We start from the raw sequence: 11,364 nt of genomic DNA, 5'->3' as shown, positions 1-11,364 counted from the left end.
CGTGCCGGTACATCGATGCCCGTCGCCACCGACGCTCACCTCTCCGTCCAACGGCGACGGGCTGATGCACCGGCACGGCCCCGACCCACCACCGGACCGGAACCGGGCCCTCAGCGCAGGATCCCCTCCAGGAAATCGCTGCCCAGCCGGGCCACCACGCCGACGTCGAGCTGGTGCAGCACATAGCGTCCGCGCCGCCGCGTGGTGATCAGCCCCGCCTTCTTGAGCACGCTCAGGTGCCGGGATATCTCCGGCGCGGTCATGCCGTGCACCTGGGCGAGCTCGCCGGTGGTGTACGCGCTGCGGGCCAGATGGCGGCAGATACGCATCCGGACCGGGTGCGACAGGGCGGCCATCCGCAGGGTGAGCTGCTCGACGGAGGGCGGGGCGGCGAGCTCGGGGGAGCTGACCGGGTAGTGCAGCACCGGCTGCCACTGATAGCGGTGCAGCACCATCAGGTGCGGGCGGCCGAGGCTGGTGGGCACGAGCAGCAGACCGCCGTCCGCCGTGACCGTCGTGTTCCCCTCGGTCAGCTTGTCGACGGTGATCATCCGCGCCGCCTCGTCCAGGGACAGGGCGGAGGCGACGGAGGCCAGTGCCTCGGACAGTCCCTTGTGCCGCAGCAGATCCGTCTTGTGACGGGCCTCCGCGGCCAGCGGGTGGCGCAGCCGGGCCCAGGTCTCCGCGAAGAAGGCCTCGTCGCAGTCCTCCAGGAACTGCCGCAGCCAGGCCCGCACGCCCGGCGGGTCCACCAGCAGCCGCTCGGTGAACCGGGTCTGCTGCGGCCCCCGCGAGGCGGCCAGATCCACGGCGCGGCGCCGCACCTCGGGGTCGGAGAGGGCGTGCGGCCCCTCGGTGCCGTACGCCAGCGCGCAGGTGAACTCCAGGGCCGCGTCCACGAACTGCTCGTCGGTGAGCTTGTCCAGCAGGTCGAGGTCCTCGGCCAGCGTCCCGCCCGGCACCGAGGCCCCGCCCGGGATGCCCGCGCACGGCAGGAACAGGTCCGAGAACGTCGTACGCCACAGGAAGTCCGCCTCGCACATCCGGTCCGCGAGATGGGCGTCGAGTCCGGCGGTCACTCCCGTCGTCCAGCCCTGCAGCCCGGGGTGGTGCCCCGGTTCCGCCAGCGCGTGCAGCGCCATCCCCAGCTCGGCCAGCGGCGACGGCACGACGGCGACCCGCTCCGGCCGCAGGCCGCCGATGTCGATGTGCACGCTCATGCCCCCATGGTGCACCCCGCCACCGACAGCGGCCGTCGTCACTCGACAGCGGCCGCCGTCGATTGACGACGGCCGTCAATCGGAGCGACAGCCGCTGTGATCAGGCGCAGCCTGGGACGACCGGGGCGGTTCTCGCGGGTCCTTCGGATCCCATCCCTCTCCCGAGAGGCGGTCGGCCATGAGCATCACCCAGCAGTACATCCTGGACAGCTACCGGTCCTCGCAGCACGGGGAGGCCGCTCCTCCGGCACCCGGCAGCCACGACTGGGAGACCGCGCGGGAGGTGCGCGACTACCGGCGGTTCCGGGCCGTCATGGCCGGACATCCGGCCCGTGGCCGCCTGCGCGGAGCCCTGGGCCGGTGGCTGCACGGCGGGCACGGCCGGCCGCTCCGCTGAGACCCGCCCCGCCCGGCCACCCCGGAGCCGCGCCGTGACCGCTGGCGCTTCCGTCCTACGAGGGGCCGCGCGGGCCCCGTCCCACGAGGGGGCGTGCACGCCCCCGGACTATGTGGCGTCCCGGTCCGGCAGTCTCTCCACGAACGTACGGACCGCCGCCTTCACATCGTCCGCCGTCCACTCCAGAGCCGGTTCGGCCACGGTGACCTCGGTGTACGCGAGTCCCGGGCCGCCCCGGTTCCAGCCCTGGGCGAACAGGCCCGTGCTCGTCTCCTCGACCTGCCGCAGCGCCGCGTCCCCGAGGACGTCGGGGTCGTACGGCAGCCAGACCTGGAACTGGTGGGTGTGCGGCTCCTCCGGGTGGACACGGACCCAGGGGACCCCCGCCTCCGTGAAGCCCTCGCGCAGGGCGCCGGCCACCACGCGCGCGTGGGCGACGTACTCCGGCAGCCTGGGCAGCTCCCGCTCCAGGCCGATCAGCGCCGACAGGACGGTCGGGAACTGATGGATGATCATGCCGCCGTACCGGTGCCGCCAGGTCTTCGCCTCGTCCACGAGGGTCTTCGGCCCCGCGACGGCGGCACCGCCGAACCCGCCGAGCGACTTGTAGAAGGAGACGTACACGCTGTCCGCGAGGCCGGCGATCTCCTCCAGGGGGCGGCCGAAGTGCGGGGCGCACTCCCACAGCCGAGCCCCGTCGATGTGCACCACCGCGTCCCGCTCCCGGGCCGCCTCGACGACCTCGGTGAGCTCCTCCCAGGTGGGCAGGACGAAACCGGCGTCCCGGAGCGGCAGCTCCAGCAGCAGCGCGCCGAACGGCTCGGGGAAGTCCCGCACCTCCTCGGCGGTCGGCAGCCGGGGCTCGTTCGTCAGACGCACCGGACGCAGGCCGCTGACCTGGCTGAACGCCTGCCGTTCATGGACTTCGGGGTGACTGAGCCCGTGCAGGGCCACGGTCGCGTCGCCGGTCCGGCCCGCCCAGCAGCGCAGGACGACCTGCTGGGCCATGGTCCCGGTCGGGAAGAAGACCGCCGCCTCCGTGCCCAGCAGTTCGGCGACCCGCTCCTCCAGGGTCTCGACGAGGCCGCCGCCGTACATGTCGACCCGTTCGTCGAGGTCGCACACGTCACCGGCGCCCTCGTTCAGCCAGGCCAGGCGCTCGCGGAGCGACGACTGGTAGCCGGGCTGCCACAGCACCCGCCCGGCCGCCTTCCAGGCCACCCTGCGCCGCTCGAACCGCTCCTCGGGAGACAGCCCCGCCGTCCCCTCCCCGCCCTGTCCCGCGGGCTCCGCCTCGCCCCGCTCCGCGGGGTCCGTACCGCTTCGTGCCGCCGTATCGCTCATCCCAGGATCATGTCCCGGGCGGGCCCGGCCGGTCACCTCGAATTCCGCACGCCGGTGACCTGTGGAAATCCCGTTCACCCGGCCATGGGCCCCACCGGCGTCGCGGCGTGCGGAAACCCACAGCCTGTGGACGGCCGGACTCCCCCCGGACCAATCGCGTTAACATGACGAGAAATCGTCCGGTACCCCGAGCGGACTGGAACGGAAGGCCGCCGTCGCGTGAGTACGTATCCCCAGCCAGAGCCCAAGGACCGCCCCGCGCGGCTGACCGTCGGTGTCGTCGGCGCCGGCCGTGTCGGACCCGCGCTCGCCGCCGCGCTCCAGCTCGCCGGACACCGCCCGGTGGCCGTCTCCGGCGTCTCCGACGCCTCCAGGCGGCGTGCCGCGCAGCTCCTGCCCGACGTCCCGCTGGTGTCCCCGGCCGAGGTCCTGGAGCGCGCCGACCTCGTCCTGCTGACCGTTCCCGACGACGCGCTCCCCGGGCTCGTCGAAGGACTCGCCGACACGGGCGCCGTCCGCCCGGGACAGCTCCTGGTGCACACCTCCGGACGGTACGGCGCGCGCGTGCTCGACCCGGCTCTCAGGGCGGGCGCCCTGCCGCTCGCCCTGCATCCCGCGATGACGTTCACGGGCACCGCGGTGGACGTCCAGCGGCTCGCCGGATGCTCCTTCGGCGTCACCGCCCCCGACCAGCTCCGGCTGGCCGCCGAAGCCCTCGTGATCGAGATGGGCGGCGAGCCCGAGTGGATCGCCGAGGAGTCCCGGCCGCTCTACCACGCGGCCCTCGCGCTCGGCGCCAACCACCTGGTGACCCTCGTCGCCGAGTCGATGGAACTGCTGCGCACCGCCGGTGTCGAGGCCCCGGACCGCATGCTCGGCCCCCTCCTCGGCGCCGCCCTGGACAACGCGCTCAGGTCGGGCGACGCGGCCCTGACCGGACCCGTCGCGCGCGGGGACGCGGGCACGGTCGCGGCGCACGTCGCCGAACTGCGCCGGCACGCCCCCGGGACCGTGGCCGGCTATCTCGCGATGGCCCGCGCGACCGCCGATCGCGCGCTCGCCCACGGACTGCTCAAGCCGGAACTCGCCGAGGACCTCCTGGGAGTACTCGCCGCCGGGACGGACGCGACCCAGGGGACCGAGGGAGACACCCGATGACCACCGCCCTGCTGCGCACCGCCGGCGAACTGTCCGCGCGGACCCGGACCGGCCGCAGAGCCGTCGTGATGACCATGGGCGCCCTCCACGAGGGCCACGCCACCCTGATCCGCGCCGCCCGCGAGATCGCCGGAGAGGCGGGCGAGGTGGTCGTCACCGTGTTCGTGAACCCCCTCCAGTTCGGCCGGGGCGAGGACCTCGACCGCTACCCGCGCACCCTCGACGCCGACCTGAAGATCGCCGAACAGGCGGGCGCGGACGTCGTGTTCGCCCCTTCCGCCGACGAGGTCTACCCCGGCGGCGAACCCCAGGTCCGGATCTCCGCGGGACCGATGGGCGAACGCCTGGAGGGCTCCGTGCGGCCCGGCCACTTCGACGGCATGCTCACCGTCGTCGCCAAACTGCTGCACCTGACCCGGCCGGACGTGGCCCTGTTCGGCCAGAAGGACGCCCAGCAGCTCGCCCTGATCCGGCGCATGGCACGCGACCTGAACTTCGGTGTGGAGATCACCGCCGTCCCCACTGTGCGCGAGGAGGACGGGCTCGCCCTCTCCAGCCGCAACCGCTACCTCTCGGCCGAGGAGCGGCGCACCGCGCTCGCCCTCTCGCAGGCCCTGTTCGCCGGCCGTGACCGGCACGCCGCCCAGGAGGCGCTGCGCGCGCGGGCCCTGGAGGTGCCCGCCACGCGCGAGCGCGCCGAGGCCCTCAGCGCCCTGGGCGAGTCCCGGGCCGCGGCCGACGCGCACGCCGTCGCCAAGGCCGTCCCCGGCTGGCCCGGCGGCGTCCGCTCGGCCGCCCGGCTGGTCCTCGACGAGGCGGCCCGCCTGCGGCCGCCGCTGGTCCTGGACTATCTCGCTCTCGTCGACCCGGACGACTTCACGGAGATCCCGGACGACTTCACCGGCGAGGCGGTCCTCGCCGTCGCCGCCCGGGTCGGGACGACCCGACTGATCGACAACATTCCCCTCACCTTCGGAGCCGCCTCGTGACCGGCAAAGGCACAGGTTCAGAGACCGCCACTGGCACCGGCATACGCCTGCACGCGCCCGCCCCGGGCTGGGCCCTGACCGCGGACGTCGTGGTCGTCGGCTCCGGCGTGGCCGGGCTCACCGCCGCGCTGCGCTGCGAGGCCGCGGGGCTGCGGACCGTCGTGGTCACCAAGGCCCGCCTGGACGACGGCTCCACCCGCTGGGCGCAGGGCGGCATCGCCGCCGCTCTCGGCGAGGGCGACACCCCCGAGCAGCACCTCGACGACACCCTGGTCGCGGGCGCGGGCCTGTGCGACGAGGAGGCCGTGCGCATCCTCGTCACCGAGGGCCCGGACGCCGTCCGACGGCTCATCGCGACGGGCGCCCACTTCGACGAGTCCTCCGAGGGCCGCCTCGAACTCACCCGCGAGGGCGGCCACCACCGCCGCCGCATCGCGCACGCGGGCGGTGACGCGACCGGCGCCGAGATCTCCCGGGCCCTCGTCGAGGCGGTCCGCGCGCGCGGTCTGCGCACGGTCGAGAACGCGCTCGTCCTCGACCTCCTGACGGACGCCGAGGGCCGCACCGCGGGTGTGACCCTGCACGTCATGGGAGAGGGCCAGCACGACGGCGTGGGAGCCGTCCACGCCCCCACCGTGGTCCTCGCGACCGGCGGCATGGGCCAGGTGTACTCCGCGACCACCAACCCGTCCGTCTCCACGGGCGACGGCGTGGCCCTCGCCCTGCGCGCGGGCGCCGAGGTCTCCGACCTCGAATTCGTCCAGTTCCACCCGACCGTGCTCTTCCTCGGAGCCGACGCGGAGGGCCAGCAGCCGCTGGTCTCCGAGGCGGTACGCGGCGAGGGCGCCCACCTCGTCGACGCCGACGGCGTGCGCTTCATGGTGGGACAGCACGAGCTGGCCGAACTGGCGCCCCGGGACATCGTCGCCAAGGGCATCACGCGCCGCATGCAGGAGCAGGACGCCGAGCACATGTACCTCGACGCCCGGCACTTCGGCGCCGCCATGTGGGAGAACCGCTTCCCCACGATCCTCGCCGCCTGCCGCGCCAACGGCATCGACCCGGTGACCGAGCCCGTCCCGGTCGCCCCGGCCGCCCACTACGCCTCGGGCGGCGTCCGCACCGACGCCCGGGGCCGCACCACGGTCCCCGGCCTGTACGCGTGCGGGGAGGTCGCCTGCACGGGCGTCCACGGCGCCAACCGGCTCGCCTCCAACTCCCTGCTGGAGGGCCTCGTCTACGCCGAGCGGATCGCCGCCGACATCGCGGCGAGCCACGCCGAGGACGGTCCGCACGCGCGCGTGGCCCAGCCGGTGCCGCACCCCGAGACGCCCGCGCACCCGCTGCTCGCCCCCGAGACCCGCTTCGCGATCCAGCGGATCATGACGGTCGGCGCCGGTGTGCTGCGCTCCGCCGAGTCCCTCGCGGACGCGGCCGCACAGCTCCAGCGGCTGCACACCGACGCGCGGGACGCCCTCGACGAGAACGGCAAGACCTCCGAGCCCGGCGTGGACACCTGGGAGGCCACCAACCTGCTGTGCGTGGCCCGCGTCCTGGTCGCCGCCGCCCTGCTGCGCGAGGAGACCCGCGGCTGCCATTGGCGGGAGGATCACGCCGACCGCGACGACGACCAGTGGCGCCGCCACATCGTCGTACGGCTGAATCCCGACCGGACCCTCGCCGTCCGCACCACCGATACCGCAGACTTCCCCCCGACATCCCGGCAGCCCCACCCGGCGCCCCCGTCCCGTCCCCAGGAGCAGTGACCGAAGTGAGCACCCACGACCTTCCCCTCGCCGAGAGCGGCGGCTGCGGCGACGGCTGCGGCTGCGGCGCAGACATGGACGAGGCGTACATGGAGTGCGGCCTCGATCCCGCTCTCGCCCAGCTCCTGGCCGACGCCGGACTCGACCCCCTGGAGGTCGAGGACATCGCGAACGTGGCGATCCAGGAGGACCTCGACCACGGCGTGGACGTGACGACGGTCGCGACCATCCCCGAGGACGCCGTCTCCACCGCCGACTTCACGGCCCGGGACGCGGGAGTCGTCGCGGGCCTGCGCGTCGCCGAGGCCGTCCTGTCGGTGGTCTGCACCGACGAGTTCGAGGTCGAGCGGCACGTCGACGACGGCGACGGCGTCGAGGCCGGCCAGAAGCTGCTGAGCGTCACCACGCGCACCCGCGACCTGCTGACGGCCGAACGCAGCGCCCTCAACCTCCTGTGCCGTCTCTCCGGCATCGCGACCGCCACGCGCGCGTGGGCGGACGCCCTGGAGGGCACCGAGACGCGGGTGCGCGACACCCGCAAGACCACGCCGGGCCTGCGCTCCCTGGAGAAGTTCGCGGTGCGCTGCGGGGGTGGCGTCAACCACCGCATGTCGCTGTCCGACGCGGCGCTGGTCAAGGACAACCACGTGGTCGCCGCCGGTGGTGTGGCCGAGGCCTTCAAGGCCGTACGGGAGATGTTCCCGGAGGTCCCCGTCGAGGTCGAGGTCGACACCCTGCACCAGTTGCGTGACGTCGTCGACGCGGGCGCCGACCTGATCCTGCTGGACAACTTCACGCCGGTCGAGTGCGAGGAGGCGGTCGCCCTCGTCGCCGGCCGTGCCCTGCTGGAGGCGTCCGGCCGGCTCACCCTCGCCAACGCCGCGGCCTACGCGAAGACGGGCGTCGACTTCCTGGCGGTGGGCGCGCTCACGCACTCCTCCCCGATCCTCGACATCGGCCTCGACCTGCGAGCGGCGGAGTAACCCCGGCCATGCTGCTGACCATCGACGTAGGCAACACCCACACGGTCCTCGGCCTCTTCGACGGGGAGGAGATCGTCGAGCACTGGCGCATCTCCACCGACGCGCGCCGCACCGCCGACGAACTCGCCGTGCTGCTGCAGGGCCTCATGGGCATGCACCCGCTGCTCGGCGAGGAGCTCGGCGACGGCATCGACGGCATCGCGATCTGCGCGACCGTGCCGTCCGTGCTGCACGAGCTGCGCGAGGTGACACGGCGCTACTACGGCGATGTCCCCGCCGTGCTCGTCGAACCCGGCGTCAAGACGGGCGTGCCGATCCTCACGGACAACCCCAAGGAGGTCGGCGCCGACCGGATCATCAACGCCGTGGCCGCCGTCGAGCTGTACGGGGGACCGGCGATCGTCGTCGACTTCGGTACGGCGACCACCTTCGACGCGGTCAGCGCGCGGGGCGAGTACATCGGCGGCGTCATCGCCCCCGGCATCGAGATCTCCGTCGAGGCGCTCGGCGTCAAGGGCGCGCAGCTCCGCAAGATCGAGGTGGCCCGGCCGCGCGCGGTGATCGGCAAGAACACCGTCGAGGCGATGCAGTCCGGCATCATCTACGGGTTCGCGGGCCAGGTCGACGGGGTCGTGAACCGGATGGCGCGCGAGCTCGCCGACGACCCCGAGGACGTCACCGTCATCGCGACCGGCGGACTGGCTCCGTTGGTCCTCGGCGAGTCCTCGGTGATCGACGAGCACGAGCCGTGGCTGACGCTGATCGGGCTGCGTCTGGTGTACGAGCGGAACGTCTCGCGCATGTGACCTCCGCCCGCCCGAGGCGGGCAGCCGGTACCGAAGGGGCTCCGCGTTCGCGGGGCCCCTTCGGGCCTTCAGGGCCCTGCGAACGGGGAGCTTCTTCGGCTTCCCTTGCGGCGGGCCACGGCGGCGCCCGGCGTGCTTCCGGATTCCCGGACGGCTCCCCGGCCGGCACCCTGCGTCCGGCGACAGCGGGACGCGCCACATTTCTTCCGCTATGCGGATTTTGTCTGATTAGCACGTATCGTCGCCCCATGCCCACGCCCTACGGATCCCACGGCGGCATGGCGTTCGGTGCGGAGGAGCTGCGTGTGCTCCGCCGTGCCCTCGCCCTCGCCCTGCACCCCTGCCCCGTCTCGGCCGAGGACGTCCAGGACTGCCTCCGCCTCGCCGAGTCCCTCGACGAGGCGGCCCACGAGGGGGCCAGGCTCCGGGCCTTCCTGCTGGCCGACCTCGCCCGCTACCGGGCTGCCCTGCCGGGCACCGCCGCCGGCTATCTGGCCCTCCTGGAGGAGGTCCTCGCCTCCGGATACCGGCCGAACCCCGACGACCTCGCCGCACTCCGCGCGCTGCGCGGCAACCCCGTCGCGGCGGTTCTCCTGGAGCGCTGCCGGGGCCTCGCCGAGCAGGACGTGCGGGCCCGGCTCGCGGGCCGCGCGGTCGCCTCGGTCCCCGCGTCCCGCGCCCGTCTGCTGGCCCTCCCCGGCGGCCGAGCCGCCGAGGAGCCCGACCGGAGGCCCGAGCCGAGACCGCAGCCCCAGCCGCCGGTCCGCTCCCCCCGCCCGGACCGGCCGATCCCCACCCCGGGCGAGGTCTTCCCGCCCCGGCGCAAGCCGGGCCCCCCTCCGGCCGAACCGCCGCAGCAACTCGCGGCGGGCTAGGGCCTGTCTGACAATTCGCGTCTGCCCGGCGACGCCATGCACGCTCCCCAAGCTCTTCGAGCAGGGGGGACCCCCACTCGCCGCACCGGCCCCAGACCCGAGTGCATCCAGTACGCAGGCCTGGGGCCGGCACGCCGAGAGCACGCTCCCCCGAGCTCTCGGCTCCGCTCGAGCAGGGGGGACCCCCATGACGCCGCCGGGCCGCCCTTCGGGCGACGACGCGAATTGTCAGACAGGCCCTAGGAGTCGTCGCAGACCCCGGCCGATCCGAGAACGGCGCCCCCTGGCTAGTCTGGGGGCATGGACTACGTCTCCGCGCTCGTGCCCCCGGTAGTGATGGCCGTGTTCTTCATCGGGCTCATCGTGACGATCGTGAAGAGTCAGGGCGGGGCCAACAAGGCCAAGGAGGACGGGGTCGTCGACGCCGCCCTCGCGCGCGTGGAGGCCGCCCAGCAGGCCTCGGCCCCCAAGGACGCCGGGGCCTGAGCCCCGGGCGGCCCGGCGCGCCTCCCGCCCGGACCCCCTCGGCGCGGGCCCGCCGCACACCGGGCCACCGTGCCGTCACCGGCGTACGACTCGGATGCTTCCCAGGTCCTTCGAGTCGTACGCCCTTTTTGTTGGCCATCTCCCACTATTGTTCTGAACTGTGCCTCGCCCATTGGGAGAACTCGAAGACACGGTCATGACGCGGGTGTGGAAGTGGAACCGCCCGGTGACCGTTCGGGAAGTCCTGGAAGACCTTCAACAGGAACGGTCCATCGCGTACACCACGGTGATGACCGTTTTGGACAATCTCCATCAGAAGGGCTGGGTGCGCCGCGAGGCGGAAGGCCGGGCCTATCGATATGAGGCGGTCTCCACACGGGCCGCCTACTCGGCGGCCCTGATGAACGACGCCTGGTCGCAGAGCGACAACCCGGCAGCCGCTCTCGTCGCCTTCTTCGGGATGATGAGCGAGGAACAGCGCGTGGCCCTCAGCGATGCCGTACGCATCGTGCAAGGGCCCGAACCGCGAGCCCCCGAAGCCGCCGAAAGGCCACCGGCGCCCGAGCCCTCCGGGGAGAACCCCGCCGCCGACGGGGACGCCTCCGGGCGATAGCGTCCGCTCATGTCAGCAGAGCATCCCGCGGAGGTTCCGGCAGAGCTTCCGGCGGAGCATCCCGAAGTCAGCGCAAAAGCCGTCACCGTCCGGCGGGCCAGGACCAGCGATGTCGCGGCCGTACGCAGACTCCTCGACGCGAACGTGCGCCGCCGTATCCTGCTCGACAAACCCACCGTCACCCTTTACGAGGACATCCAGGAGTTCTGGGTCGCGGAACGCGACGACAACGCCGAGGTGGTCGGCTGCGGCGCCCTCCACGTGATGTGGGAAGACCTCGCGGAAGTCCGCACTCTCGCGGTGAACCCCACGGTCAAGGGCCTGGGCGTCGGTCATCAGTTGCTGGAGAAGTTGCTCCAGACCGCCCGCTGGCTCGGTGTTCGACGGGTTTTCTGTCTGACCTTCGAAGTCGGCTTCTTCGCGAAGCACGGCTTCGTGGAGATCGGTGAGACACCCGTCGACACCGATGTCTACGCCGAGCTCCTGCGTTCCTATGACGAGGGCGTCGCGGAGTTCCTCGGTCTCGAACGAGTGAAACCGAACACCTTGGGCAACAGCCGGATGCTTCTGCATCTGTGATCGCGACCGGCTATTCCGGCGGAGTGCGTTGCCCACGTTCCCTATGTCCGAAACGCGCATGTTTCCGTGCGGGCGGAGTCCCATGAGTCTCTGCCGGGGGTTTGTGTTTTTCCAGCAAAAGCGGTTTGCTTTCCGACGTACTGCAGTA

Annotated in this window: 12 protein-coding genes; 10 read left to right on the top strand and 2 right to left on the bottom strand. The window is 72.9% G+C overall.

Annotated features, from left to right (window positions below; genetic code table 11):
* Positions 1–110 precede the first annotated feature (110 nt).
* Positions 111–1,220, bottom strand: coding sequence for a DUF5937 family protein (locus ACWEBX_RS21380; RefSeq protein ID WP_451886412.1), 1,110 nt, complete (start codon positions 1,218–1,220; stop codon positions 111–113).
* Positions 1,221–1,398: 178 nt separating this feature from the next.
* On the opposite strand from ACWEBX_RS21380, the gene ACWEBX_RS21375 reads away from it, so the two are divergent.
* Positions 1,399–1,617 carry a hypothetical protein gene (locus ACWEBX_RS21375; RefSeq protein WP_451886411.1) on the top strand — a complete coding sequence of 73 codons (219 nt, stop codon included), beginning with the start codon at positions 1,399–1,401 and terminating at the stop codon, positions 1,615–1,617.
* A 108-nt stretch (positions 1,618–1,725) separates the two neighbouring features.
* Here the strand turns inward: ACWEBX_RS21375 and ACWEBX_RS21370 are convergent, their stop codons facing one another.
* Positions 1,726–2,961, bottom strand: a complete 1,236-nt coding sequence (locus tag ACWEBX_RS21370; RefSeq protein ID WP_451886410.1) for a threonine aldolase family protein — start codon at positions 2,959–2,961, stop codon at positions 1,726–1,728.
* 219 nt (positions 2,962–3,180) lie between these two features.
* Between ACWEBX_RS21370 and ACWEBX_RS21365 the strand changes: the two genes are divergently transcribed.
* From ACWEBX_RS21365 to ACWEBX_RS21325, 9 genes are all read left to right on the top strand, one after another.
* A complete protein-coding gene (locus ACWEBX_RS21365; RefSeq protein WP_451886409.1) occupies positions 3,181–4,119 on the top strand; it encodes a Rossmann-like and DUF2520 domain-containing protein in 939 nt (312 codons plus the stop codon).
* On the top strand, positions 4,116–5,108 hold the full coding sequence (gene panC / locus ACWEBX_RS21360) for a pantoate--beta-alanine ligase (protein ID WP_451886408.1): 993 nt from the start codon (positions 4,116–4,118) through the stop codon (positions 5,106–5,108). Before ACWEBX_RS21365 ends, panC begins: the two co-directional genes overlap by 4 nt.
* A complete protein-coding gene (locus tag ACWEBX_RS21355) occupies positions 5,105–6,874 on the top strand; it encodes an L-aspartate oxidase (protein ID WP_451886407.1) in 1,770 nt (589 codons plus the stop codon). Before panC ends, ACWEBX_RS21355 begins: the two co-directional genes overlap by 4 nt.
* Before the next feature lie 5 nt (positions 6,875–6,879).
* Positions 6,880–7,857, top strand: coding sequence for a carboxylating nicotinate-nucleotide diphosphorylase (gene nadC / locus ACWEBX_RS21350; protein WP_451886406.1), 978 nt, complete (start codon positions 6,880–6,882; stop codon positions 7,855–7,857).
* Between the two features lie 8 nt (positions 7,858–7,865).
* Positions 7,866–8,663, top strand: coding sequence for a type III pantothenate kinase (locus tag ACWEBX_RS21345; protein ID WP_451886405.1), 798 nt, complete (start codon positions 7,866–7,868; stop codon positions 8,661–8,663).
* Between the two features lie 278 nt (positions 8,664–8,941).
* Positions 8,942–9,538, top strand: coding sequence for a hypothetical protein (locus tag ACWEBX_RS21340; protein ID WP_451886415.1), 597 nt, complete (start codon positions 8,942–8,944; stop codon positions 9,536–9,538).
* Positions 9,539–9,838: 300 nt separating this feature from the next.
* Complete coding sequence (locus ACWEBX_RS21335; RefSeq protein ID WP_328554209.1) at positions 9,839–10,024, top strand: hypothetical protein; 186 nt, start codon at positions 9,839–9,841, stop codon at positions 10,022–10,024.
* 160 nt (positions 10,025–10,184) lie between these two features.
* Entirely contained in the window at positions 10,185–10,637 is a 453-nt protein-coding gene (locus ACWEBX_RS21330; protein WP_451886404.1) for a BlaI/MecI/CopY family transcriptional regulator, read from the top strand.
* 9 nt (positions 10,638–10,646) lie between these two features.
* Positions 10,647–11,216 (top strand): amino-acid N-acetyltransferase, encoded by a 570-nt coding sequence (locus ACWEBX_RS21325; RefSeq protein WP_451886403.1) that lies wholly within the window; start codon positions 10,647–10,649, stop codon positions 11,214–11,216.
* The last annotated feature ends 148 nt before the right edge of the window (positions 11,217–11,364 follow it).

The organism is Streptomyces sp. NPDC005070, assembly GCF_053600395.1.
This window is presented reverse-complemented; position numbering and strand designations above follow the sequence as displayed.

Bases quoted from the DNA above. Each gene is read 5' to 3' on its own strand.
- ACWEBX_RS21380 (WP_451886412.1), bottom strand. From the start codon at position 1,220: ATGAGCGTGCACATCGACATCGGCGGCCTGCGGCCGGAGCGGGTCGCC.
- ACWEBX_RS21340 (WP_451886415.1), top strand. From the start codon at position 8,942: ATGGCGTTCGGTGCGGAGGAGCTGCGTGTGCTCCGCCGTGCCCTCGCC.
- ACWEBX_RS21370 (WP_451886410.1), bottom strand. From the start codon at position 2,961: ATGAGCGATACGGCGGCACGAAGCGGTACGGACCCCGCGGAGCGGGGC.
- ACWEBX_RS21375 (WP_451886411.1), top strand. From the start codon at position 1,399: ATGAGCATCACCCAGCAGTACATCCTGGACAGCTACCGGTCCTCGCAG.
- ACWEBX_RS21345 (WP_451886405.1), top strand. From the start codon at position 7,866: ATGCTGCTGACCATCGACGTAGGCAACACCCACACGGTCCTCGGCCTC.
- panC (WP_451886408.1), top strand. From the start codon at position 4,116: ATGACCACCGCCCTGCTGCGCACCGCCGGCGAACTGTCCGCGCGGACC.
- ACWEBX_RS21335 (WP_328554209.1), top strand. From the start codon at position 9,839: ATGGACTACGTCTCCGCGCTCGTGCCCCCGGTAGTGATGGCCGTGTTC.
- ACWEBX_RS21325 (WP_451886403.1), top strand. From the start codon at position 10,647: ATGTCAGCAGAGCATCCCGCGGAGGTTCCGGCAGAGCTTCCGGCGGAG.